Source organism: Vibrio sp. LQ2, from assembly GCF_023920125.1.
GTDB classification, from domain to species: domain Bacteria; phylum Pseudomonadota; class Gammaproteobacteria; order Enterobacterales; family Vibrionaceae; genus Vibrio; species Vibrio fluvialis.
On the sequence record NZ_CP085308.1, the window covers coordinates 2,905,682 to 2,931,094 of the forward strand.

Genomic DNA, 25,413 nt, shown 5'->3' on the forward strand with positions numbered 1-25,413 from the left:
CGTATCGAATGATGCGTGACCAGCTTATTGCTGATTCACATACTGTTTGAAGCGGGCTTTGGTTTGCGCGTCGGCTTTACCGTACCAGAAATGCAGCATCTCTTCGGCGGTGGTGTCGCTCGTGCTGCCGTTTGCTGATGTCGGTTTGACATACTGAGTGGTGATCGCTGCCGGGCCGCCAGTCATGTTGTATTCCAGCGTTTCTTGCTTGTAATCGCGGCCAATCTGCATGCCTTCTTTGATCAGGCGATCCTGCTTCATCTCAATGGCGGTACCTTGTTGATCTCGTAAAGTCCATTCCATCGATTTGATGCTGCGCTCAGCATCCGCAGCATTGCGAAACTCCGGCATGTCGAATGAAATGGATTGATCCGCGGCATTGAACTTGGCAATGACTACATCGCTTTCTACACCAACACGGTCATTACCTTGAGTGAAATAAGGGTGGTAGCGAAACACGATTTGTTGCTGACCATCTTCCATTTCAACCTTTTTCGATGATGCAAAAAAGCCACCGGAAGTATTCGGTTTGCCACCATTGACGACCAAAAGATCAATAGTATCAGGCACGTCCAAAGTAACGGTCGCTGCAGCAGAAGCACTGAAAACAATAGCCAAAAAACATGATAAAGGTTTGATTACATTCATTAGTTTTATCCTTTTAACCGCTTGCGCGTAGTGTCATGAGAGGGTGCCGATTGTGGCTGAGAATTGCAAGTTTTCATGGTTACGGAGTCGTGAATTTCATCAAAACTTAACACGCGATTTCACTTACTGTGATGATGAAGATGTGAGCAGTCCGGCAAAGTATGAAAGAGACGCAAGCCAAACGCTAAACCGCTGCACTATAGTGATTTCATGACTCAGCAACCGGAGATGACGCGATGGACTTCAACGCAACGCACGACATTAAGTTAGTGTTGTCGTCTTGGTATAACCTCGATTACTGCTTGTCTCTGCTCAGTAAAACCTCCTCTCTCGCTTAAATTCCTCGCCCATCGAACGGGCTTTTTTCTTCTGCCGCTGTGACGGCATCCCAATCAATTGAACTTTGTCTGCGCGTTTATCTGCGCGGGCGAAGCGATAAAGGTATTTAAGCATGAAACGTATTCCTGAACCGTTCCGCATTAAGATGGTGGAACCGATTAAAATGACGACTCTGGCCGATCGCGAGCACGCACTACAAGAAGCGGGCTTCAACCCTTTTTTGCTGCGCAGTGAAGATGTTTATATCGATCTGCTGACCGACTCCGGTACTGGCGCCATGAGTGATAACCAGTGGGCGGGGTTGATGCTTGGTGACGAGTCCTACGCGGGCAGTCGTAACTATTACAACCTGTGTGCGGCAGTTGAACACTTCTTCGGTTACAAGCTCACCGTTCCGGCGCATCAGGGACGCGGCGCTGAGCAAATTCTGTTTCCAGCCCTGATTGAACGCATGCGCCAGGTGCGCGGCGGCACCACGCCGGTCTTTATCTCCAACTACCACTTCGATACTACCGCTGGCCACATTGAGCTCAATGGCGGCAAAGCAGTCAACGTGGTGACTCAGGAAGCGTTTGATACCACCACGCCGTATGACTGGAAAGGTAACTTCGACCTCGACAAGCTGCAAACCACCATCGATCAGTATGGCGCCCACAACATCTGCGCCATCATCACCACGATCACGTGTAACAGCTCGGGCGGGCAGCCAGTGTCAATGGTGAACATGCGTGCGGTGTATGACATTGCCACTCGTCATGATATTCCGGTGGTGATCGATTCGGCGCGCTATTGTGAGAACGCCTATTTCATTAAGCAACGTGAAGCGGGTTATGCGGACAAACCGATCCTCGATATCATCCGCGAGATGTATCAGTACGGCGATATGTTGACGATGTCAGCCAAAAAAGACCCGATGGTGAATATTGGCGGGCTCTGCTGCATTCGTGACCATGAGGAGCTGTTCCAGGCGGTGCGTACACGTTGTGTGCCGATGGAAGGGTTTGTGACTTACGGTGGGATGGCCGGACGCGATATGGAAGCGCTGGCTCGTGGTCTGTACGAAGCGGCGAACGAGGATTTTCTGCATTATCGTATCAGTCAGGTCGCGTATCTGGGCGAACGCCTGCGTGAGGCAGGTATTCCGATTCAGTACCCAACGGGTGGTCATGCGGTCTTTGTTGATGCGGCGAAGATCCTGCCTCACATTCCGGCCGAGCAGTTCCCGGCGCAAGTGCTGTGTAACGAGCTCTACCTCGAAGCGGGCATTCGCGCGGTTGAGATTGGTTCGCTGTTGCTGGGGCGCGATCCGCAAACGGGTGAACAAAAGCCCGCTGAACTGGAGCTGATGCGCCTGACCATTCCGCGTCGCGTCTACACCAACGATCACATGGACTACATTGCTGATGCGATTATTGAGCTCACCAAGCGTGCCTCAAGCTTTAAAGGGCTGGAATTTGCCTATGAGCCGCCAGTTTTGCGGCATTTTACCGCGAAATTTCGTCCGTTATAATTGATAGTTCTTACACTAATGCCCTCTTTTTAGAGGGCTTTTTGTTTTTTGTCTCTTGTGAGGAACTTCATTAGCTCAAAAAAATAATTTTGCCTTCCAGACTTTGTAAAGATTCTGAATTCTTGGCTTAGAGTAGAATTTGCTATGTAACACGGTGAATTTTCGCCACAAAATGCTCGTTGTGACTCGAAAAGCGTTTTAATTTTTTTTCAAAAAAATAAAGTCTCCCAAATACTGAAGCCGATGTTCTTCAAAGCCTTACTGAAGAGCAGCCAACTCATGTTGAGTACAATCTGCAAGGAACGAGAGAAATAGATATGAATCGTATTACTCTGTGCGCCGCAAGTATTGCGCTGGCTCTGTCTGGAACGGCCTTAGCGGCTCCGGCGGCACCAAGTATTGATGTCTACGGGTCGAACAATCTGCAATTTTCAAAAATTGAGCTCGCGATGGAAACCACCGCTGGCTACAACCAGATGGTGAAATACCACGACGAAGCGCCAATCTCCATTACGTTTAACCAGTGGAGTGGTGAAACGGGCAACACTTACAAAATTTATTTCGACGGTCAGGAAGTGGCTTCCGGCCCGATTTCTGGCAGTCAGACGACGGCCAACTTCACTTACAGCAAAGGTGGTTTGTATACGCTGGAAGTGGCCGCATGTGACGACACCGGTTGTAGCAAAAGTGCACCCGCTGAGCTGACCCTCGCGGATACCGATGGTTCGCATCTCAAACCACTGACTATGAATGTGGATCCGAACAACAAAACTTACACCACCGATGCGAATACTGTGGTGGGGACCTATTTTGTTGAATGGGGCATTTATGGCCGTAACTACACCGTGGATAACCTTCCAGCGCAAAACTTAACGCACATTCTGTATGGATTTATCCCGATCTGTGGTCCGAACGAGTCGGTAAAATCAGTCGGTGGCAACAGCTACAATGCACTGATGACCGCATGTCAGGGCGTGCCGGATTATGAGGTAGTGATTCATGACCCTTGGGCTGCATATCAGAAAAGCTTCCCGCAGGCCGGTCATGAGTACAGCTCTCCGATCAAGGGCAACTACGCCATGATGATGGCACTGAAACAGCGCTATCCGGATCTCAAGATCATTCCTTCTGTCGGTGGCTGGACGCTATCTGACCCATTCTTTGATTTCACCACCAAAGCCAATCGTGACACGTTCGTTGCATCAGTGAAGCGTTTCCTCAAAACCTGGAAATTCTTTGATGGTGTAGACATTGACTGGGAATTTCCAGGCGGTGACGGCGCGGCGCCAAACCTTGGTGATCCAGTGAACGATGGCCCGGCTTACGTTGCTCTGATGCAAGAGCTGCGTGCCATGTTGAATGATCTGGAAGCGGAAACAGGTCGCACTTACGAGCTGACTTCTGCCATTGGTGTCGGCTACGACAAGATCGAAGACGTGAACTACGCCGATGCGGTGCAGTACATGGACTACATCTTTGCTATGACATATGACTTCTACGGCGGTTGGAACAACGTACTCGGTCACCAGACCGCGCTGAACTGTGGCACATTCATGCGTCCGGGGCAGTGTGATGGCACGGGCGTTGATGAAAATGGCGAACCCTACAAAGGCCCGGCCTATACCGCTGACCGTGGTATTCAGCTTCTGCTGGCTCAAGGTGTCCCAGCCAACAAACTGGTACTGGGTACGGCGATGTATGGCCGTGGCTGGGATGGTGTGATGCCCTCAAGTCTGACGGATCCAACCGATCCGATGACGGGTGTTGGTAATGGCAAACTGACCGGCTCGACGGCGCAAGGCGTATGGGAAGCGGGTGTCATTGACTACAAAGGCATTAAAGCCAACATGTTGGGCGCAGATAATACAGGTATCAATGGTTTTGAGTACGGCTACGATGCTCAGGCAGAAGCGCCTTGGGTATGGAACCGCACCTCTGGTCAGTTGATTACCTTTGATGATGACCGTTCAGTGAAAGCCAAAGGTGCGTATGCACGCAGCCTGGGCTTGGCTGGTCTGTTCTCGTGGGAAATCGATGCTGACAACGGCGACATTCTGAATGCGATGCATGAAGGGTTAGCTGGCGGAACTACTCCGCCTGCGAATCGTGCACCAACGGCCAATGCAGGCGCTGCTCAGACGGTGACAGGTCCGGTAAGCGTGACTCTGGATGCCAGCGCGTCGAAAGACAGCGACGGCACGATTGCCAGCTACCTGTGGGAGCAAACATCAGGTGCAGCGGTAACGCTGAGCAATGCCAATGCCGCTCAGGCAAGCTTTACTGCGCCGGAAGTGACCAGCGAACAAGCGCTGACCTTTAAGTTGACTGTGACGGATAACGAAGGCGCAAGTACATCGGCCAATGTGACTGTGACTGTGAAACCGGCGGGCGGCAATGAGAACAACACACCAGTGGCTGCGGTAAGCGCTCCGGCGCAGGTGAACGCAGGTGAAACGGTGGTGGTTGATGCTTCCGCTTCGAGTGATGCGGATCTCGACACTCTGACGTTCAACTGGAATGTACCAGCAGGTCTGAACGCGACGGTAACCGGCAGCACAGTCACTTTCGTGGCGCCTGAGTACTCACAAGATACCACGTTGAGCTTCACGGTGAGCGTGAGTGATGGCCAGGCGAGCGCTTCGGCCAGCACTAATGTCGTTGTTCTCAAAACCTCAAGCGGTGGTGAAACCTGTGACAACCTGTGGGATGCAAGCCAAACTTATGCATCACCGGGTACCATTGTTGCGTGGCAAGGACAACTGTGGTCAAACAAGTGGTACGTAAACCCTAACGAAGCATCACCTGATCATTCGGGTGAGTGGGGAGTGTGGCAACTGGTCGGCCCGGCAGACTGTTCAACCAACTGATTAAGTATGTCATTTGTTCTAAAGGCTTCGCTTCGGCGGGGCCTTTTTCTTTTCTGTGCGAAAAAGAGAGTTGCGAAAATTCGTTTTCAAGTTTAGTGTTATATACATGTATAACACCATATCGGTAATGTGCAGTGACAGAATGGCAGGACAACCAACCGATTTTTCGCCAACTGGCGGACAAGATCACCGAGCAGATTCTACAAGGTATCTGGCCTGAAGGTGAGCCGCTTCCATCGGTGAGAACCGTATCAGCCGACCTGAAAATCAATCATCTGACGGTGATGAAAGGTTATCAGTTGCTGGTGGATGAAGGCTTGGTAGAAAAGCGTCGTGGACAAGGTATGTATGTAGCCAGTGGCGCACTGAATCAATTGAAAACCCAGCAGCGACAACAATTTCTCGAGCAGCAGATTCCGCAAATAGCCGCGACGCTGACTCAGATAGACATGTCGCTGGAAGATTTTATGCAGCAGTTAAAACAATATATTGAGGACGAGCAATGAATCCGTATGTTGAAGTAAAACATGTGTCGAAGCAGTACTCGGCTTCACAAGGGGAGAGCGCCTTGCAGGATGTCAGTTTCACACTGCAATCGGGTCAGGTGCTGGGTTTGCTCGGCCATAATGGCGCGGGGAAATCGACCTTAATCAAAGCGTTGCTTGGCGCTCACCATTACCAAGGCGACATTCAGATTTTTGGTCTGGAACCGATCCATCAACGGGCAAAAGTGATGGAACATCTGGCCTACATCTCGGATGTGAATGTGCTGCCAGAATGGATGACCGTCAAACAGCTTCTTAAATACACGTCGGGGGTACATCCGGGATTTTCGCTGGGCAAAGCGCACTCGGTGCTGGCCAAAACCGATATTCGTTTACACAGTAAGATCAAGGCGTTGTCTAAAGGGATGAAAGTTCAGTTGCATCTGGCTCTGGTGATTGCCACGGATACCAAAGTGCTGATTCTGGACGAACCGACGCTGGGGCTGGACCTGATTTATCGCGATACGTTTTATCGTCATCTGCTGGAATGGTTCCACGATGGCGAACGTGCGCTGATCATTGCCAGTCATGAAGTATCGGAAATTGAACACCTGTTGACGGATGTACTGATTCTGAAACAGGGCAAAGTGGTGTTGCAGGAGAGCATGGAACAGGTGGAGCAGGGGTACTTTGTGTTGGAAACGCCAACATCCATGACGCAGCAGATTGCGGCGCTCAACCCATTGTCGTCTCTGGTCGGGCTCGGTACCACGAAGTGGCTGTTGAAAGCACAGCATCGCAATGCTGTCGAAGGGCTAGGTCATATTTACAGTGTAAAACTGGCAGAGCTGTTTTTGGCGCTGCAGAAGGAGAACGCATAATGCATGCTTCCGTCTACATGTTAGAAAAAGAATGGATCGAACACAAAGCGGTGAGCCGCATTCCATTGTTCGTGCTGGTGTGTGTGCTGGTACTGTTTGCCGGTATTTTGAGCAATGGCAACGTTCAAAGTAATCTCTCGTTTGAAATGAGTTACAGCGGATTTGACAACATGGATCTACAGTTTGTCGATGAATTCAGTTCACTGATCGTCGTGCTGGCTGGCGCGCTGTCGATCATGTTGAGCACGTTGTATATTCCTAAAACGTTGCGTAAAGAGCGTCAGGAAGGCAGTTCAATGTTCTGGCGTAGTATGCCTGTCAGCAATCTGATGACGCACGGCGTGAAACTGACTTTTGGTTTGTTGGTGATTCCAGTGATCTGTTCAGTGCTGGTTATCGCTTCGGATTTGATGTTCTGGCTGGTGAATCTGGCCACTGATGATGCCATTCCACTGCTGATGCACCAACGCTCACTGCTGTTTGTGCTGACTCACTGGCTGAACTATCTCGGACTGATGCTGTTGGTGGCGCTGGCGTTACTGCCGCTGGCCTGTATCACGCTGCTGATTTCACAGTTGGTGAATTCTCCTATTCTGGTGATGTTTATTGCTGTGTATGCGCTGAAATGGCTCAGTCTGGGTCTGTTTGGCAGCGATGCGATCGGCGATTTCTTTCACCAGACACTGGCGTTGCCACTGAATATCCTGACCGATTCCAGTCTGTCACAGGTTGTCGCGCAGATCAGTGTGGCTAACGCGTTGATTTACATCGCGCTAGGCGTGGTAAGTTTTATTCTGAGCCTTAAATGTTATCAGACTGACGAAGTGTCCTGGCGCACTTTATTGCAGCGCTAAAACGCAGAGTAAAGATTCAGGAGGCTATGGCCTCCTTTTTTTCGCCCGTTTTTAATCAGCGATCTTTTGTCCTTCACAATTTGCACATGCAACCGAGCGCAAAGCACGGACAGAAATGGAATTAGCACTACACTTGTGACATGTACCAGCTGGTAAAAGTGATTTTCGTCGGGCAGTTCGCATTTATTTTGAGGCTAGAAATTATAATGCAGACGCCCTGAGGGCGGCTTCATCGTGAAGCAAAATTATAAAGACAATCAGGACAGGGTATGTTCAAAAATCTATCGTTAAAAAATAAGCTGGCCATTTCTGCCAGCGCTGCCATTGTGATCGGGGGAGTGCTGGTTGAAGCGCTATCATTCAATGCGTCTCTGGGACGTCTGGATATCGAGGTTGAACAACGCCTGCAAAGCGTGACCGCCTCTTACAATCAATATGTATCGGATTGGCTCGTGTCTAAACAGCGCGCGCTGACTTCTCTGACCTCGGAAGCCAAGCAGGACGCAATCGTCACGCACCTGAAACAGGTGAAGCACGCAGCGGCATTCGACAACGTGTTCCTTGCATACCCGGATGGCTCGCAGCAAAACGCCAACGGCGCGGTGTTGCCACCGGACAACAACGATCCACGTAAGTGGGGCTGGTACATCAACGCCAAAGCCAATCCGGCCAAAGTGTTTATGGATAACCCAACCGTTGCCGCGGCCACCGGGGCTAATGTGGTTTCGCTCGGTAAAGCCGTGGACTTGTACGGCCAGCAGTTGGTGCTGGGGGCCGATGTGGAAATTACCGACATTCTCAATAACATGAAACAGGTGGTGCTGCCGGGCTCCGGTTACATGTTTATCGTCAACGACAAAGGGAATATCTTTACCCATTCCAACACCAAATTGCTCAATAAAAGTGTCTCTGAGCTGGGCATTAATTTCTCAGATATTAAGAATGCTCAGCGCTCAGGCAGTGACAGTCGTATCGAGATTGATGGTGACAAATATGTGCTGTTTGCCCGAGCGATTGAAGGTACCGCACTGAGTACCGTGATTGTCATCAACTACCAGTCACTGATTTCACCGCTGTTTGATGCGCTGTGGGGCCAACTGCTGGTCACCGCCCTGGTGGTGGTGCTGTGTACCATTCTGTTCAACCTGCTGTGTAATGTGTTGTTCCGTCCGCTGAAAAACGTCTCTTATGCACTGGAGCAGATCGCCAACGGTAGCGGCGATTTAACGCAGCGTATTGTGGTGGAAAACAACGACGAAGTCGGCAAACTGGCCGATAGTTTCAACACGTTTGTCGCCAGTTTGCAGCAGTTGATTGGCCACATTCGACATCAGTCAGAGCAGTTAAGTAATCAGGCGGAACATGGCGCGCAACGTGCGAACTTGTCGGCTTCCGAACTTGGCATGCAGCAGCAAGAGATTACCATGGTGGCCACGGCGGTAACTGAAATGGCATCCGCGACACAGGAAATCGCTTCACATGCAGAGCAAACGGCTCATGCCGCTCAGGACTCCTCAACAAGCACGAATAATGGCCGCACATTGGTTCTCAATACCAAAGCGTCAATCAACAATCTGGCGAATGAAGTGAGCCAGGCCAGCGATGTCATTTCTGTTCTGAACCAACACGCACAGGATATCTCTACGGTGCTGGCGACGATTCAGGGGATTGCGGAACAGACTAACCTGCTGGCGCTCAATGCGGCGATTGAAGCTGCGCGTGCCGGTGAGCAAGGCCGAGGTTTTGCGGTGGTGGCCGATGAAGTCCGTGTGTTGTCACAGCGCACGCATACCTCGACGGAAGAGATCAAAGCGACCATTGATACGCTGCAGGAAACCACCAAACGAGCAGTGGCATTGATGTCGAGCAGCTCCACATTGGCGGCAAACTCGGTGGAAGATGCCGATAAAGCGACGCATGCGCTGGAAGAAATTAACGCGGCGGTGGCGCTGATCAGCGATATGGCGACTCAAATTGCGACTGCGGCGGAGGAGCAGACCCATGTGACCAGCGAAATCACGCAAAACATCACTGCTATCAAAGATGTGACTGAGCAGTTGGTCGAAGGCGCGGACGACAGTTTGAATCAGTCTAATGAGCTGAAACAACAGGCGTCTGAGCTGAGTGCCAAAGTAGCCACGTTCAAACTCGCCTAACTGGGTGTGAGTCTGAAAAAAGCGATGCTTCGGCGTCGCTTTTTTGTTGGGATTTTCTGCATGTTATGCCGATAAAACCACCGCTTTCTGCATAACTCTTCAACGCTTTTTTCGCCAAAAAATTTCGTTCAATTTAGCCAATTTAAGTTGTTTTCTCACTTGGTGAGAATGCAATCCTTTAATTCGAATTAAATTCTCGATATATAAGAATTCAAGTTTGAGCTGAAACACGATAAAGGCTAAAAAAGCAGTCATGAGCGAAATAAAACAATCTGCGAATCAAGTTAACGAGAAATCACTGCAACTGCTGATGCAGGTCGCGGTGAATGACGAGCCGGTTTCGGCCAAAACATTAAGTGAACAATTGCAGGTGCCACTGAGCAGTTTGTACCGACATCTCAAGCTGCTGAAAGAGTGGAACCTGATTGAAGAGAGCCCGCATGACAAAACCTTGATCATCGGTTCTGCGGCCCTTCTTCTGATGCGCAGTTACGAAACCAGCCAGCACAACCTTGATGCGGTCGATGCGGTGTTAAGCCGATTGCAAAAGCAGACTGGTGAAATGGCGGCGTACATGGTGCCAGTCGGTTACCGCGCACTGTGTGTCAGCCAGAAAGAAAGTATGCAGGCGCTTCGATGCAGCTTCGTCCAGGGTCAAAGTCAACCCCTGCTTCGTGGCGCCTCATCCAAAGTAATGTTGGCGTATATGCCTGCGCAGCGTTGTGAAAAGATTCTGCGTTATTTCGGTGAAGATCACCGAATGGAAAAATGGCAAACCGAGCTGGAAAAAATACGCCGACACGGATATGCCGTGAGTACGTCTGAAATTGACCCCGGAGTGTCGGGGATCAGTGCTCCGGTGATGAAAGGGAGTAAGTTGATCGGTGCAATTTCGGTGATGGCTCCTGCCCATCGTGTCGAAACTCACAAACAACGGATCATTTTACATGTGTTGCAGGCCGCGCGAGCGTTGCCACCAGAAAGGTAATTCATCATGTTAAGTTTATTCAAACGCTACCGTCTGAACCGTACTGCGGTTCCACACATCTCTGCTTTTACGTTCATGACCGTGTGTGAACGTGTAAAACCGATGTCACGCGTAGAGTTTGAATTTGCTCAACAAAGTTTAGAATTCGCTTCCGACTGGCTGTATCAACAACAGTCCAATCCGAACTACGCCGATGCCGGACATCTGGTGTTAACGGATGCGTCGGATGTTCGTTATCAGGATATTCTGAGCCGTCATCTGGCTCTGAGTTCTGTGCCGGTTGTGCTGGCTAACTGCCATGAGCTGCTGCTCAACGCACTGCCTGTACTGGCGTTGGATAATGAGGAAATTGGCATTATTCATATCGGTCATGATTTCGAACTGAAACAGACCTTAGATCCACAAGTGGGCTCCGTTTACCATTTCGCCTTGTCGCGTTTTTCCAATGCGCGTTTGTTCTGCTTAGGGATCGATGCAGAGCGAGTGCCGAGCCAAATTTGGGAATACGCGGAAGATTTAGGGTGTGATTGGTTAACCGAGGAAGAGTGCAGTTTCCGTAATCGTAGTCAGCTTAAAAGCCAATTGAGCCACTACATTGAACACTGCGATCAACTGGTGCTCTCTGTGGATCTAGCCTCTTTAGTCCAAGGCAATGGCCTGGACGAACATAAAATTCTCGACAATCAGCTGGTGCTGCGCGCCATCCGCCAAGCGGTGATGTCCGGAAAAGTGAAAATGATTCAGCTCGTCGGTGCCAAAGACAAACTGATCTATTCCAAACAGACAAAGGAGATTGTCGACGAGTTGTGTAGCCTGTCTGCCGAAGTGACTCAAACTTACTAAAGATTGAGTGCAGTAAAAGCCACCCGATTGGGTGGCTTTTGCTTTTCTAAGACCTGAACGGTATCAATGTGGTGAGCGGGGCTATTTTCTCCAGCCGCACTGCGGACACTTTAAACTCCGGAATTTTAGCGGTCGGATCGCGCGCCTCTGACGTCAGGCGGTTGGCGGGGGATTCCGCAAAATGGAATGGCACGAACACCACACCCGCTTGCATGCGCTTGGTGACAAACGCAGGCGCTTCGATTTCACCGCGTCGTGAGCAGAGGCGAACCCGCTCGCTATTGTGGATCCCGAGACGCTCTGCATCTTGCACACTGATCATGATGCGCGGTCCCGCGCGCTGATCCAGACCTTGGGTCTTGCGCGTCATGGTGCCCGTGTGGAACTGCTCCAGCAGACGGCCGGTGGTCAAAATGAGCGGATAATCGTCATCCGGCAACTCTGCGGCGTATTCAAACGGGACAGCCACCATCTCGCCGCGACCGCGTTTAAAGCTGGTTTGATGCAAAATACGCGTGCCATTCGGCGCTTGCTCATTGCACGGCCATTGCAGGCTACCTTCGCTGATACGCTGCCAATCCATACCGGCATATTGCGGCGTGACTGAGCAGATCTCCTGTTGGATCTGCTCAACATGTTGATAATGCCAGTTGCCGCCGAGCGCATTCGCAATATCTGTGATGATTCTCCAGTCTTCGCGCGCCTCTCCCGGTGGCTTAATCGCGGGTGACAGCGCCTGCACGCGGCGTTCGGTATTCGTGAAGTGGCCCTGCTTCTCTGCAAATGAGCAGGACGGCAGCACCACGTCCGCCAGCGCTGCGGTTTCCGACAGAAAAATGTCCTGCACCACGAGAAAATCGAGCGCGTTGAGTGCGTCGATGACGTGCGCCTGATGAGGATCGCTCAGCACCGGGTTTTCGCCCATCACATACAAACCGCGCAGTTGCTGGGTGGCCGCGGCATCAATCATCTCGGTCAGGGTTAACCCGGGCGTGGTGGGCAGATGATCGCACTGCCAAGCTTGCGCAAATTTGGCCTGCACCAGCGGGTTAGTGACTTTTTGATAGCCGGGGTAGTCGCCGGGCAGGGCGCCCATGTCACAGGCCCCTTGCACATTCGACTGACCACGCAGCGGGTTGATGCCCCCACCTTCCGCGCCGATGTTGCCACACAGCATTTGCAGGTTGGCAATCGAACGCACATTGTCGTGTCCGGTGGTGTGTTGAGTGATGCCCATTGCGTAATAGACGGCGGTGACGCGCGCGGTACCAATCATCTCGGCGATTTTGACCACATCGGCCGCTTTCACGCCTGTGACCAGCTCAACTTTCTCGGGCAGGTAGCGGTCGGACATCACCTCCATAATCAGCTCATCAAAACCATCGACCCGTTGTCGGAGATAAGTTTCGTCATACCAGGCGTGAATGATGATCTGCTGCATGATGCCATTGAGCAGCATCACATCGGTACCGGGGCGCTGTGCCACATACAGCGTCGCGTGATCGGCCATCTCGATGCGTTTCGGGTCGGCGACAATCAGCCGAGCGCCGTGCTGAATGGCCTGCTTGAGATGCGACGCGATGATCGGGTGGGCGGCTGTGGTATCGGAGCCGATGATAAAAATGACATCGGAGTGGGCAATGCTGGCGATGTCGTTGGTCATGGCGCCGCTGCCAAGGGACGCCTCCAATCCTGTGACCGTGGAGGCATGACACAACCGCGCACAATGATCGACGTTGTTGGTCCCCAACTCGCGGCGCATCAGTTTCTGAAACAGGTAGTTATCCTGATTGGTCGTCTTAGCCGAGGAGAAGCCGCCCAGCGCATCACTGCCATGTACTTGTTTAATATGTTGAAAACGTTCGGCGATCAGGGCTATCGCTTCGCCCCAACGGGCGGGTTGCAATTCGCCATTGCGCCGGATTAACGGCTGAGTAAGGCGCTGTGGACTGTGAATGAAATCGAAACCAAAGCGGCCTTTGACGCACAACATGCCTTGATTGACGGGCGAGTCTTTATCGCCCTCGACGTAACGCACGCGGTTGGCTTTCTCGTCGACATACATCACCACCTTGCAGCCAACCCCGCAGTAGGTACAAACGGTTTTGATCGGCTTGAGCATTTCGACCCGAGCATGGGATTTGTCGCGTTTATCGACCAGAGCACCCGTCGGACACACCTGCACACACGCCCCGCACTGCACGCAGTTGGAGTCTCCCATCAGCTTGCCATCATGAAACATCGGCCGGCTTTGTGAGGCGGAAAAATGCAGTGCCCCGTGTACGGTTTCTTCCTGACATGTCTGCACACAGGCACCGCAACTGATGCAGCGGTTGGCATCAAACACGATGAATTCGCTGCTCTTATCGACAGCAAAGCGCTGCTTATCGTCGCAATCCAGAGCAGATGCGCTGAGTTGATGTTCGGTGGCGTAGTCGCGTAAGCGGCAATCGGTATTCACCTGACAACCACACTCCAAACAGCGGTCAGCTTCCAGACGGGCAGCCAGTTCGCCGGGATCGATTTCCACTTCCGAGAAGTTTTTGCGTCGATACAAGCTGGGCAGATGGGGAAAGCTGATGCGCCGCCGCTTGGCTTCCAGACGATATTCACTGCGTTTGACGAGGCTGAGCGTGTCCGCTTTGCGGCTGGTAAAACGTGTGGCGGTTGGAGGACGCGGACCGAGCAGCAAGCGCTCTGTGATGGCATCGGCGGCGCGTTTGCCGTCGGCGATGGCTTCAATCGCGGTCGCCGGGCCGCGGCGAAAGTCGCCGATGGCGTAAATATTGTCAAAGTGATGCAGCGTGTACTCATCGACCTCGGCGGTGTGTTTGCGGGACAAGGGCACGGCATCAAGCTCCGCGCCAAACAGGCTGAGATCGGGAGTTTGCGATAAGGCTGAAATCACAGTATCAAACGACTGTTCACGAAACTCTCCGGTTGGTAAGGGCTGGCGACGTCCCGACTCATCCGGCTCGCCTTGCGTCATGGTTTCCAATCGAACCGCACGTACACGGCCTTGTGCATCGGCAAGGTTCTCGACCGGGCGGGTGAGAAAACAGAACTGCACACCTTCGTGTGCGGCGGCCTCAATTTCGTACTCTTCGGCTGGCATTTCATCGACGGTGCGGCGGTAGATGAGCGTGACGTTTGCCCCAAGGCGCAGCGCCGTGCGGGCACAATCTATCGCGGTATTTCCGCCGCCGATCACCGCGACCTGCTTGCCAGTAGTGAGTGTGCGTTCGGTTGCCGCATCTTTGAGGTAGTCCACCCCGAGATAGCACCCCGACAGGTCACTGCCGGGATAGTGAGCGCTAACTGCCAAACCAGCACCGATGGCGACACATACCGCGTCATACTCTTGCTGAAGCTGTTTAAGAGTGAAATCCTGGCCCACTTTCTGATTACACAGGATCTGAATGCCAGTCTGACATAGCAGGTCGATTTCCTGATCCAGTATCTGTTTGGGCAGGCGATATTCCGGAATGCCATATTGCAGCCAGCCGCCGGGTTTAGGCATGGCTTCAAATATCGTCACGGAAAAACCCGCCAGACGCAGATAGTAACCACACGCTAACCCGCCGGGCCCTGCGCCTATTATCGCAATGTGTTTGCCATTGCCGAGAGGAACGATGGGGCGAAATGGCTGGGCTGCTCTGTCGACGTCTGCGGCGTGACGTTTGAGCTGACGAATCGCCACGGGTTCATCCACCAGAGTACGGCGACATTCGGTTTCGCAAAAAGCCGGACAAACACGGCCAATCGATGCGGGCAGCGGCAGGTGGCGTTTGATCACTTCCACTGCTTTGTGGTGATCGCCCTGCGCGATGTGATGGAGGTAGCTTTGAATATCAACGTGCGCCGGGCAGGCAATTTGGCACGGAGCCTCACAATCGGCATTGTGGTCGGAGAGCAGTCGCTTCAGCGCGGATTGGCGCGCCTGATACAGTGTGTCGCTGTGGGTATGAATCACCATTTGTGGCTGTAGCATGCGCTCACAGGCTCGCACGATACCGAGCTGTTCAACCTCGACCACACACAAATCGCAATGTTGCTTGTCAGCTTGGTGGCTGGTGGCACATAAATGTGGAACGTCGATGCGGATCGACTGAAGAAATTCAAACAGGCTTTGCCCGCTCTGATACGGATAGGCAACGCCATTGACGACCACTTGCATAGATACCTCTCTGGCACGGGTTAGGTGCAACTCGACTGGCTTTGTTATGCGAATGGCAAGTGTGAAGAATACCGCTGCGTGCTTTACCTTCGCAAAGTCTGCATAAAAATTGTGGTTATTAAGGAAGTATAAATAATGCTGGCCAGCATTCCAGCGACTGATCTCCCAAATCACTGAAACAATTGTCATCATTCAGCAACACAATCTTCACTTATCAGTCATTTAATGGCGCTAAGCTCCTGAGCCATCATCAATTGGCATTGATGCAACACACAATAAAAATTACGAAAGTAAAGGAGCAAGCTCATGTGGAACCGTGATGAGAAAGATTCACAGTTTAGCGAAATGATTGAAGCGCGTTTATCGCGTCGCCGCTTCCTGGCGGGTAGTGCCGCAGTCAGTGCTGGCGCATTTCTTACTTTAAACCCGGTCGCGAAAGCGGTCGCAGCGAAACCGCAATCTTCTCTGCTGAACTTTGAGCCGGTTCCTGCGTCAACGGCGGACATGGTTGTAGTACCAAAAGGCTATAAAGCCACACCACTGATGTCTTGGGGCGACCCGATTTTCGCTGATGCACCTGCATTTGACCAAAGCGGTAAACAAGATTCACGTGCGCAGGAGCGTCAGTTTGGTGATAACACCGACGGCATGAGCTTCTTCCCTATCAGTGACGATCGCGCGGTAATGGCGATCAACAACGAATACACCAACTACGAATACCTGTTCGACCACAAAGGTGATGCGATGACGGCTGACGACGTGCGTAAAGCGCAGGCGGCGGTCGGTGTGACTGTGGTTGAAATTGTGCGCAAGAACGGCAAGTGGATGATTGATCGTGAAGGTCAGCGTAACCGCCGTATTACTGCCAATACGCCAATGGAAATCACCGGTCCTGCCGCAGGCAGCGAATGGCTGAAAACGAAGGCCGATCCAAAAGGCACACTGGCGCTGGGCACATTCAACAACTGTTCAAACGGTCAGACGCCGTGGGGCACGTATCTGACCTGTGAAGAGAACTTTGATGATTTCTTCGGTGCGAACGAAGAGGGTTCTGTTACGGCGGACCAGAAGCGTTACGGTATCGAAGCGAAACCAAGTGATTACAAATGGCATCAGCACGATGAGCGTTTTGATGTGACGAAGAACCCGAATGAGCCAAACCGTTTTGGCTGGATCGTGGAAATCGACCCGCACAATCCGGATTCAACGCCAATGAAACGTACTGCACTGGGCCGTTTCAAACATGAAAACGCAGCGTTTACGCTCAACAGCGACGGCTATGCGGTTGTGTATCTGGGTGACGACGAGCGTGGAGAACACCTGTACCGCTTCGTATCGAAAAACCGTTACCAGAAAGGCAACGATGCCGCTAACCGTAAGCTGCTGGAAGAGGGCACGCTGTATGTGGCGAAATTCGACCTGCAGGACAAAGAGCTGAAAGGTCAGGGACGCTGGATTGAACTGACGTTCGGCAAGAACGGCCTGACGCCGGAAAATGGCTTCAAAAACCAGGCTGAAGTCCTGATTTTTGCGCGTCGCGCAGCCACTCACGTGGGAGCGACAACCATGGACCGTCCGGAATGGGTTGCTATCCACCCAGACAACAAACACGTGTTCTGTACGCTGACTAACAACAAGAACCGCGGCGTGAAAGAAGGCCAGCCAGTGGGTGGTCCGAACCCACGTGCGAAGAACAACTACGGCCAAATTCTGCGCTGGATGCCAGTGCATGGTGATCACACGGCTGAGATGTTTGCCTGGGATCTGTACCTGATTGCGGGTAACCCAACGGTGCATCACGGCGACCTTTACGCGGGCAGCGACAACATCAATGCCAACAATATGTTCAACAGCCCGGATGGTCTTGGTTTCGACAATGACGGTCGTCTGTGGATTCTGACCGACGGTAACTACTCAAACAAAGGCGATTTCGCGGGGCAGGGTAACAACCAGATGCTGTGCGGCGACCCGATTACGGGTGAAGTGCAGCGCTTCCTGACAGGTCCTGTGGCGTGTGAAATCACTGGTCTGGCGTTCTCACCGGATCACAAAACCATGTTTGTGGGTGTGCAGCACCCGGGCGAAGAAGGTGCGCCTTCGCACTTCCCGGCGGGTGGCAGTACTAAGCCACGCTCTACGGTCATGATGATCACTCGCGAAGATGGCGGCGTGATCGGCGCATAATCTGCCTTAACTCTCAGTCTTAACCTGTTCATCCCGGAAAGTTTCAAGCCACTTTCCGGGATGTTTTTTTAGGTATAAACCACCGATTTTCAAACGGATTTGAAACCAAATTGACAGATGTTTGATAGATTTTTCCTTTGATTGGATTACACTGAGCCGCTCTGCGACGAGGTGAATGCCAATGCTTTTAAAACAACGACTCCATGATCAGAAATCCGGCTTAACGTTGCTGGTGTTATTTGTGTTGATTCTGGCGCCCATTTCGGCGGCGTGCATGAGGCTGGATTTCCTTCAACCGACCAATGAGAAGCTCGCTCAGGCGTTGTCTCTGTTGACCAATAGTGCCGGTAAAGAGGGCGTTGTCTTCACGTTAATCTTACTGCTGCTCTGGACGGGCTGGGGCGTGCGTGCCAGCAAAACGGAGTGGCTGAACAAAGCCATTCAACTTGGTGTTTTACTGGTGTTGGCGATGGGGCTGAAAACAGGCATCAAAGCGCTGACTGAAAGCCCACGTCCGTACACCGAAGCCATGACTCAGGCGCTGGTGCTGCCCTCGGCGGAGCATTTTTATAAGCTGGACACTGAACAAAAACTGGCTGTAATGAATGAGATAGCGGCCAGAGTGTCGCCAACCCGCCTGGCAAACTGGAAGAAGGAAATGGACTACTCATTTCCATCGGGCCATACCGTATTTGCCACTCTGTGCTTAGTGTTTTTCGGCGGTATTTTGCTTGAGCAACAGCGCCGTATCAGCGCGGCTGTGCTGCTGCTGTGGAGCTGCAGTATCGGATTTTCTCGTCTGTGGCTGGGCATGCATCGTCCGGCGGACTTGCTCGGAGCGGCGTTGCTGGTCGGGCTGCTTTATATTCTGGTGCCGAGACGTTATGCTTTTGGCACTAAGCTGCTTAGCAGGGTTCAATCCCGCTAGAATGACGATAAAAAAATGGGCCTTTGCGGCCCATTTTTTTATGTCTCAAAGTTATCAGGCAATGAATGCGGAAATCACACCGATCAGGCCACCAAAGACGCCGCCCCAAACCACCAGCCAGCCCAGATGCTCTTTGATCATCTTCTGCACCATCTCTTTGACCAGTTTCGGCGTCAGTTCACTCAGACGCTGGTCGATGATGTTCTCGATGTTGCCCTGAATTTCGCTCATCATGGCCGGAGATTCCAACTGCTCTTTCAGGGCCGATTTGACGTTTTCGCTCTGGCTCATTTCAACCATCGCTTCCTGCATTTTTTCCACAAATGGCTGTTTGAGTGGTTGCAGTGCTTCGCTGCCGCCAAACATCGCCAGCATGCCGCCAAATGAAGAGTTGCTGATCACTTCAACTAATGAGTCAAAAGTCGGATTGAAGTCCACTTTGGCAATCACAGGTTCGAGGTTGAGGGTTTTATCGCCGGCCATTTCCTGATTGAGGAATCGGTCGATGTTCGCCTCGGTGAAAAACTGTTCCATCATCAGGGTTTTGATGGCCGCTTTGAAGGCTTCAAAGCGCGCCGGAATAACGCCTGAGCCGTACAGTCCCGGCACTTTTTCAAACAACATGTGAATGGCCAGCCAGTTGGTGATGGCGCCAGAGAAGGCAAACAGGCCTGCGTAATAGGCAAAGGTGTTGTCCAGCGTATAGCCGGCACCCAGCAACGCCAGGGCCGCTAAGTTGGTGATAAGACTCTTGTTCATAGCAAAAATAGATGATGTTGATTAATGACAATGAGCGGAATTTTAAGAGAAATTACGCCAAGGGAAAAGGGCCGGAGCAACGCTCCGGCTTGAGGATCAGGCAACATTTGCCTCATTATCATCGTCACAGCCGATGAAACCACCGGTCTGGTGTGCCCACAGGTGCGCGTAGATACCGTTGTGATCGATCAGTTGCTGGTGGGTGCCTTGTTCGACGATTTGGCCTTTATCCAGCACAATGAGGCGATCCATGGCCGCGATAGTCGACAAACGGTGCGCAATCGCAATCACCGTCTTGCCCTGCATCAACTCATTCAGGCTTTCCTGAATCGCCGCTTCGACTTCTGAGTCGAGCGCGGATGTGGCTTCATCCAGCACCAGCAGAGGTGCGTCCTTCAGCAGTACGCGCGAAATCGCGATGCGCTGACGCTGGCCGCCGGAGAGTTTCACGCCGCGTTCACCCACCTGAGCGTCATAACCCACATTACCGAACGGATCAGTAAGATTTTCGATAAACTCATGGGCGTGTGCCTGTTGGGTTGCGCGCAGCAAATCGTCTTCTGATGCGGTTGGATTACTGTAGAGAATATTGTCGCGAATCGAACGATGCAGCAGTGAGGTATCCTGCGTCACCATACCAATTTCACTGCGCAGCGAGTCCTGAGTCACTGCGGAGATATCCTGCCCATCGATACGGATGCTCCCGCTTTCTACATCGTGAAAGCGCAGCAGCAGGTTAACCAGCGTCGATTTACCGGCGCCCGAGCGGCCAACCACACCAACTTTCTCACCTGGTTTGATGGTTAGGTTGAGATGATCAATCACGCCTTTGTTTTCACCGTAATGGAAACTGACATCGTCGAACTCGATGCCACCTTGTGACACTTGCAGTGCTTTGGCGTTCGGCTTGTCCTGAATGGCGATCGGTTTAGACAGCATGTGCATACCATCGACCACCGTGCCCATGTTTTCAAACAGGCCACCCACTTCCCACATGATCCACTTCGACATCCCGTTGATGCGCAGCGCCAGACTGATGGCAATCGCAATCGCGCCAACGGTGATCGCGCTGGTCATCCACAGATAAATCGACATCGCTGCAATGGTGAACACCAAAATGTAGTTAGAGATTTCCACCCAGATATTAAACCCGGTCACCAGGCGCATTTGGCGGTAGACCGTATCGAGAAAACCTTCCATGCCCTCTTCCGCGTATTCGGTCTCACGGCGGCTGTGAGAGAACAGTTTAACCGTGGCGATGTTGGTGTAGCTGTCTACGATGCGTCCGGTCATCAGTGAGCGGGCATCGGCCTGCTCGGCCGAGACCTTTTTCAGCTTGGGCACGAAGCGAACCTGAATCATGATGTAGGCCGCCAGCCAAAGCAGCATCGGTATCATCAGTCGCCAGTCGGCTTGTGCCAACATGACCACCATGGCAGTGAAATACACCGCGACGTAGACAAACACATCGAGGGTTTTCATGACGGTTTCGCGTACCGACAGCGCGGTTTGCATCACTTTGGTGGCAATACGGCCGGCAAACTCATCCTGATAAAACGATAAACTCTGCTTGAGCAAATAGCGATGCGCCAGCCAGCGGATCGACATCGGGTAGTTGCCGAGCATGGTTTGGTGGATAAGCAGCGAGTAAATCGAGACCAGAATCGGCATCCCGACCAACAGCAGCAGCGACAAGCTAATGAGTGTGTGGCGGTTCTCCTCCAGAAACGTCTCCGGATTGCTGGTTGACAGCCAGTCGACCAGCTGTCCCATAAAGCCAAACAGAGAGACTTCGATGATCGCGATGGTGGTGCTGAGCAGCGCCATCACCATCAGCGGCTTTTCGTAACCTTTTGTGTAATGACGACAGAATGCCCACAGCGTATTTGGCGGACGCTGTGGCTCGTCCTGAGGGAAAGCCTGAGTAAAGCTTTCAAACTTTTTATACATGAAGAGTCCTTATCTGTGTCCCGTTCTTTGTACGAGTTATCGCCCAGTGATGTGCAGTCGCCAGAGTCGGGGATTGTGTACTCTCCAGTCTCAAGGTTGAGGGATGGTGAAGAGCACGTCGCCCATCTCTGGTTTCACTACGACGTCTGGATTGTTATGTGTGAGTTGCAGCGAGCGGGCAAATAGCCAAACAAATATGCAACAGATTGTTTGGCCAAGTTCGGCCAGTATAACCTGAATTGATGAAAAGATGCGCATCGGGAGTGGCGGCAGGCGGCAGAACAGGAATATCCACTGCCCGCTTTGCTGTGCATCGATGGTGCTGGTGCATATTCCCAGAAAATGCGGCATAAAGTGCGCATATTCTGGCCTTGTTGCGAATGTGGTCAGTAAATATTTCTGCCAATTTTATAAATGTCAGTGAAAACAAAAATTCTGCGGCGCAACTATTCTCAAAATCAGTGATTTTTTGTTTAACAATATGCTTACAATTTGCCTATTCGAGTTAAGGAAACGAATCGTCAAATGTTAATGGAACAACAGCGAATTGAAGCCGAATGGCTCCGCTCTCACAGTGCAAATTGTGTGGTGATGGTGCCGCCGAAAGAGTTTAAATACAACGCCGAAACCGCCAAAGATAATGAGTTTCAGCATCAAATCGCACTCAGCGATGAACAGGTTCGGGCTCAGGCGATGCAAGAATACACCGACATGGTGGCGAACCTGCGTCGCGAAGGGGTTCAGGTCGTGGAGTTTGATTATCCACTGTCGGATGTCGAGACTCCGGATGCGGTGTTTCCCAACAACTGGTTCAGTACCACGGCGGATGGTGGATTCTTTACTTTTCCGATGGCGTGCGCAAACCGCCAGCAGGAAGTTAGGCCACAAGCGTTAATAGCGGTGCTGCAACAAGCGGGTCGCCAGGTGCGCCTGCGTGACAGTCTGGTCGAATATCAGGAGCAGCGTGCGTTTCTGGAAAGCACCGGCGTGATGGTCATGGATCATGTCAATGAAACGATTTATGCCGCGTTGTCACAACGTTGTGACCGCGAAGTGCTGGAAGATTATGCACAGCGCATCGGTTATTCACGCGTTGTGTCGTTTCAAACCGTTCTGCCTTCCGGCCAGCCGATTTATCACACTAACGTGATGATGGCGGTGGGGGAGAGCTTTTGTGTGATCTGCGACGAAGTGATCCCTGAGTTTGAACGTCGCTTTGTGGTGAAATCGCTGGCGAAAGACAAGCAAGTGATCTCGATTACGCTTGAGCAGATGAACCGCTTTTGTGGCAACATTCTTCAATTGGAAAATGCGTCAGGCGACAAGCTGATTGCGATGTCTCAGTCAGCGTATGACAAGTTTACGCCCAGCCAGCGTTTGCAGCTGTCCGGTCATGGCAAACTGCTGCCATTCAATGTGAAAACCATCGAAGATATCGGGGGCGGTAGTGTGCGCTGTATGTTGGGCGAAGTGTTTCTGCCTGCGCTCAAATAGCATCACTTGTCCTGACAATAAAAAACACCGCGGATGCGGTGTTTTTTTATGCTTACGCTGTCCCTTTCAGATTGCGTGTCCGGCCTTTCTTCTTGGGCTGATAATGCATGATGGTCATCGAAACCGGCAACTGCAGCACTTCGCCTTCCGCATGCCCTGGTTGCACGTTACGCATATTGGTATCGCAAATGATGCGCCACTCCTGCCCCCGATCATTCGGCAGTTTAAAACGCGCTGGCGCATTGGTTTGGTTGATCAGATAGAGTAACTCCTGACCATCTTCACCGATGCCGATGTGTAGCGCGACTGAGCACAGACGGTTCCAGTCATCGTGTTCCATCAGACTGCCATCCACTCGGCGCCAGAAAATGCGGTTAAAGTTGCGTTCTTCACCGCTGAAAGCGCGAATAAACGGCACCATATAGGTTTGGCGCGCGGCCACCATTTCCGATAACCAGTTTTTGAAATAAGTTTTGCGCTCAGACAGGCTCCAGTCTAACCAACTGATTTCGTTGTCCTGACAGTAAGCATTGTTGTTACCTTGCTGAGTATGTGAAAGCACATCCGCGGTGAGAATGTGCGGGATGCCGAACGCAAACAACAAGCTGGCCATGAAGTTGCGCTTTTGCCGTTCACGGATGGTGCGAACCACCATATTGTCCGTTTCACCTTCAACCCCGTAGTTGTCTGAACGGTTATCACCGTGCCCGTCGCGGTTCTGCTCACCGTTCGCTTCGTTGTGCTTGAGCTTGTACGATACCAGATCCTGCAAGGTAAACCCGTCATGATAGGTGATGTAGTTCACCGTCAGTTTGTACGGCCAGTTCGCCGCGCTGTAGAGATCGCGTGAACCCATCAGCCGGGTGGCAAATTCTTTCAGATATCCCTGATCGCCCCGCCAGAAGCTGCGGGTGATGTCGCGCAGTTTGTCGTTGGTTTCATTCCAGCCGAAGGGGAAATTCCCCACTTGATAGCCGTTCGGACCGATGTCCCAGGGCTCTGCAATCAGTTTGACCTGACGCAGAATCGGATCTTGTGCCACCGCTTTGAAAAAGGCGGCATCGCGGCTGAAATCGTCGCCATTACGGCCCAGTGTCGCGGCCAAATCAAAACGGAAGCCGTCGATATGATATTCGCTGACCCAGTAGCGTAATGTGTCCATCACCAGCGTAAGCGAGGGCTGATAGGAGAGGTCAAGCGTGTTGCCACAGCCGGTAAAGTTGGCAAAGTGCGGACCGTGCTGCAGGTAGTAGTGCGGATCCAGCGCCTTGAGGTTGAAAATTGGCCCATCTTCACCACCTTCGGCTGTGTGGTTATACACCACATCAAGAATGACTTCGATGCCCTGCTTATGCAGTTCACGAATGGTGGTTTTGAGTTCAGTCACGGCATCGTGCCGGGCATAGCGGGGATCCGGCGCCATGAACACATAAGGGTTGTAACCCCAGTAATTCACTTTACCCATTTCAAGCAGGTGTGGCTCATGCATGCAGGCGGCAATCGGCAACAGTTGCAGCGTATTGATGTTCTGCTCGCGGTAAAAAGTCAGCATCGGCTCGCTGATGAGGCCAAGATAGGTGCCTTGCAGCCCTTTCTCTACCTCCGGATTCTGTTTGGTCACGCCTTTGACGTGCGTTTCAAACAGCACCATTTCTTCGCGTGGTCGTTCGGGCTTCGGGGTATCCTGCCAGTCAAACTGGGTATCGATGACGACGCATTTGGCCAAATCAAAACTGCTGGCAGGCTTGAACGGAACTTCGTAGGTGAGGCTCTTGTCCAACGCCTTAGCATACGGGTCGGATAAGCACAGCAAGTCATCGCCGTGCTGGACGATGAAACCGTATTTTTGCCCTGTTTTTATGCCTTCGACATAAGTGTGCTGGATACCGGCGTATTCGCTTTCCAGCGGGTGAGTTTCATAGCTGCCGTCAGCGTGAAATAACGCCAACAGCAAATCCTTATTTGCCGGGGCATAAACCGCAAAATTGCATCCATTTGGATCAAGAGTTGCACCTAAAGGGTACGGGCGAGAGCAGGTCGTTTTCATCGTAAGCAGTCGTTTTTGTTATTGAGTTAGCAGTAACCACCGTTTTAAGTAAAAGGCTTTGCTGGTATTAGGTCAAGAGCCCTGTCACAAAATTTTCCATGTAATTTTCTTTCATTTTTATGACGTTATTTCGTTGAAATAGTGATCAATAATGCATTTTGTATTCCATGTCTCCGAAAGTGAGCAAGCTCCTCCCCCCAGATTACGTGATCAATGCTATAAAAACACCATGCGGTAAAAAATCTACGCCTTTCTCATCCCCCCTAAATATATCGGGGGCGGAGGAAGCCACCCCTATGCGCC

Annotated in this window: 17 protein-coding genes; 11 read left to right on the forward strand and 6 right to left on the reverse strand. The window is 51.9% G+C overall.

Features of this window, described 5'->3' with window-relative positions; translation table 11 throughout:
* Positions 1–24: 24 nt before the first annotated feature.
* On the reverse strand, positions 25–648 hold the full coding sequence (locus tag LGV68_RS13645; RefSeq protein WP_020329599.1) for a DUF2057 family protein: 624 nt from the start codon (positions 646–648) through the stop codon (positions 25–27).
* Positions 649–1,099: 451 nt separating this feature from the next.
* On the opposite strand from LGV68_RS13645, the gene LGV68_RS13650 reads away from it, so the two are divergent.
* The 8 genes from LGV68_RS13650 to LGV68_RS13685 all read left to right on the forward strand — a co-directional run bounded on the left by LGV68_RS13650 (position 1,100) and on the right by LGV68_RS13685 (position 11,571).
* On the forward strand, positions 1,100–2,497 hold the full coding sequence (locus LGV68_RS13650) for a tryptophanase (protein ID WP_252535466.1): 1,398 nt from the start codon (positions 1,100–1,102) through the stop codon (positions 2,495–2,497).
* 317 nt (positions 2,498–2,814) lie between these two features.
* Positions 2,815–5,364 carry a glycosyl hydrolase family 18 protein gene (locus tag LGV68_RS13655; protein WP_252535468.1) on the forward strand — a complete coding sequence of 850 codons (2,550 nt, stop codon included), beginning with the start codon at positions 2,815–2,817 and terminating at the stop codon, positions 5,362–5,364.
* Between the two features lie 134 nt (positions 5,365–5,498).
* Positions 5,499–5,870 (forward strand): GntR family transcriptional regulator, encoded by a 372-nt coding sequence (locus LGV68_RS13660; protein WP_020329602.1) that lies wholly within the window; start codon positions 5,499–5,501, stop codon positions 5,868–5,870.
* Entirely contained in the window at positions 5,867–6,730 is an 864-nt protein-coding gene (locus tag LGV68_RS13665; RefSeq protein ID WP_222769708.1) for an ABC transporter ATP-binding protein, read from the forward strand. Before LGV68_RS13660 ends, LGV68_RS13665 begins: the two co-directional genes overlap by 4 nt.
* Positions 6,730–7,584 (forward strand): hypothetical protein, encoded by an 855-nt coding sequence (locus LGV68_RS13670; RefSeq protein ID WP_020329604.1) that lies wholly within the window; start codon positions 6,730–6,732, stop codon positions 7,582–7,584. Before LGV68_RS13665 ends, LGV68_RS13670 begins: the two co-directional genes overlap by 1 nt.
* A 269-nt stretch (positions 7,585–7,853) precedes the next feature.
* Positions 7,854–9,740 (forward strand): methyl-accepting chemotaxis protein, encoded by a 1,887-nt coding sequence (locus LGV68_RS13675; protein WP_020329605.1) that lies wholly within the window; start codon positions 7,854–7,856, stop codon positions 9,738–9,740.
* 253 nt (positions 9,741–9,993) lie between these two features.
* Complete coding sequence (locus tag LGV68_RS13680) at positions 9,994–10,728, forward strand: IclR family transcriptional regulator (RefSeq protein ID WP_020329606.1); 735 nt, start codon at positions 9,994–9,996, stop codon at positions 10,726–10,728.
* Positions 10,729–10,734: 6 nt separating this feature from the next.
* Positions 10,735–11,571, forward strand: a complete 837-nt coding sequence (locus tag LGV68_RS13685) for an arginase family protein (RefSeq protein ID WP_032080437.1) — start codon at positions 10,735–10,737, stop codon at positions 11,569–11,571.
* A 46-nt stretch (positions 11,572–11,617) separates the two neighbouring features.
* Here the strand turns inward: LGV68_RS13685 and fdhF are convergent, their stop codons facing one another.
* A complete protein-coding gene (fdhF, locus tag LGV68_RS13690) occupies positions 11,618–15,748 on the reverse strand; it encodes a formate dehydrogenase subunit alpha (RefSeq protein ID WP_252535470.1) in 4,131 nt (1,376 codons plus the stop codon).
* Between the two features lie 306 nt (positions 15,749–16,054).
* Between fdhF and LGV68_RS13695 the strand changes: the two genes are divergently transcribed.
* Both LGV68_RS13695 and LGV68_RS13700 read left to right on the forward strand, forming a co-directional pair.
* Entirely contained in the window at positions 16,055–17,932 is a 1,878-nt protein-coding gene (locus tag LGV68_RS13695) for a PhoX family phosphatase (RefSeq protein WP_252535473.1), read from the forward strand.
* A gap of 181 nt (positions 17,933–18,113) precedes the next feature.
* The gene (locus LGV68_RS13700; protein WP_143683073.1) at positions 18,114–18,860 is read left to right on the forward strand and encodes a phosphatase PAP2 family protein; all 747 of its coding nucleotides are present in this window, start codon (positions 18,114–18,116) and stop codon (positions 18,858–18,860) included.
* A gap of 54 nt (positions 18,861–18,914) precedes the next feature.
* Here the strand turns inward: LGV68_RS13700 and LGV68_RS13705 are convergent, their stop codons facing one another.
* The 3 genes from LGV68_RS13705 to LGV68_RS13715 form a co-directional block, all read right to left on the reverse strand.
* Entirely contained in the window at positions 18,915–19,619 is a 705-nt protein-coding gene (locus tag LGV68_RS13705; RefSeq protein ID WP_024375322.1) for a hypothetical protein, read from the reverse strand.
* Between the two features lie 96 nt (positions 19,620–19,715).
* Positions 19,716–21,569 carry an ABC transporter ATP-binding protein gene (locus LGV68_RS13710; protein WP_222734894.1) on the reverse strand — a complete coding sequence of 618 codons (1,854 nt, stop codon included), beginning with the start codon at positions 21,567–21,569 and terminating at the stop codon, positions 19,716–19,718.
* Positions 21,570–21,659: 90 nt separating this feature from the next.
* Entirely contained in the window at positions 21,660–21,920 is a 261-nt protein-coding gene (locus tag LGV68_RS13715; protein WP_252535475.1) for a hypothetical protein, read from the reverse strand.
* Between the two features lie 174 nt (positions 21,921–22,094).
* Here LGV68_RS13715 and LGV68_RS13720 point away from each other — a divergent pair, with 174 nt between their 5' ends.
* Positions 22,095–23,063 (forward strand): arginine deiminase-related protein, encoded by a 969-nt coding sequence (locus tag LGV68_RS13720; RefSeq protein WP_252535477.1) that lies wholly within the window; start codon positions 22,095–22,097, stop codon positions 23,061–23,063.
* A gap of 52 nt (positions 23,064–23,115) precedes the next feature.
* On the opposite strand, the gene glgX is transcribed toward LGV68_RS13720, so the two are convergent.
* On the reverse strand, positions 23,116–25,110 hold the full coding sequence (glgX, locus tag LGV68_RS13725) for a glycogen debranching protein GlgX (protein ID WP_222753725.1): 1,995 nt from the start codon (positions 25,108–25,110) through the stop codon (positions 23,116–23,118).
* Between the last annotated feature and the right edge of the window lie 303 nt (positions 25,111–25,413).

Bases quoted from the DNA above. Each gene is read 5' to 3' on its own strand.
- LGV68_RS13700 (WP_143683073.1), top strand. From the start codon at position 18,114: ATGCTTTTAAAACAACGACTCCATGATCAGAAATCCGGCTTAACGTTG.
- LGV68_RS13665 (WP_222769708.1), top strand. From the start codon at position 5,867: ATGAATCCGTATGTTGAAGTAAAACATGTGTCGAAGCAGTACTCGGCT.
- LGV68_RS13655 (WP_252535468.1), top strand. From the start codon at position 2,815: ATGAATCGTATTACTCTGTGCGCCGCAAGTATTGCGCTGGCTCTGTCT.
- glgX (WP_222753725.1), bottom strand. From the start codon at position 25,110: ATGAAAACGACCTGCTCTCGCCCGTACCCTTTAGGTGCAACTCTTGAT.
- LGV68_RS13680 (WP_020329606.1), top strand. From the start codon at position 9,994: ATGAGCGAAATAAAACAATCTGCGAATCAAGTTAACGAGAAATCACTG.
- LGV68_RS13720 (WP_252535477.1), top strand. From the start codon at position 22,095: ATGTTAATGGAACAACAGCGAATTGAAGCCGAATGGCTCCGCTCTCAC.
- LGV68_RS13710 (WP_222734894.1), bottom strand. From the start codon at position 21,569: ATGTATAAAAAGTTTGAAAGCTTTACTCAGGCTTTCCCTCAGGACGAG.
- LGV68_RS13705 (WP_024375322.1), bottom strand. From the start codon at position 19,619: ATGAACAAGAGTCTTATCACCAACTTAGCGGCCCTGGCGTTGCTGGGT.
- LGV68_RS13645 (WP_020329599.1), bottom strand. From the start codon at position 648: ATGAATGTAATCAAACCTTTATCATGTTTTTTGGCTATTGTTTTCAGT.
- LGV68_RS13685 (WP_032080437.1), top strand. From the start codon at position 10,735: ATGTTAAGTTTATTCAAACGCTACCGTCTGAACCGTACTGCGGTTCCA.
- LGV68_RS13695 (WP_252535473.1), top strand. From the start codon at position 16,055: ATGTGGAACCGTGATGAGAAAGATTCACAGTTTAGCGAAATGATTGAA.
- LGV68_RS13715 (WP_252535475.1), bottom strand. From the start codon at position 21,920: ATGCCGCATTTTCTGGGAATATGCACCAGCACCATCGATGCACAGCAA.
- LGV68_RS13670 (WP_020329604.1), top strand. From the start codon at position 6,730: ATGCATGCTTCCGTCTACATGTTAGAAAAAGAATGGATCGAACACAAA.
- fdhF (WP_252535470.1), bottom strand. From the start codon at position 15,748: ATGCAAGTGGTCGTCAATGGCGTTGCCTATCCGTATCAGAGCGGGCAA.
- LGV68_RS13650 (WP_252535466.1), top strand. From the start codon at position 1,100: ATGAAACGTATTCCTGAACCGTTCCGCATTAAGATGGTGGAACCGATT.
- LGV68_RS13675 (WP_020329605.1), top strand. From the start codon at position 7,854: ATGTTCAAAAATCTATCGTTAAAAAATAAGCTGGCCATTTCTGCCAGC.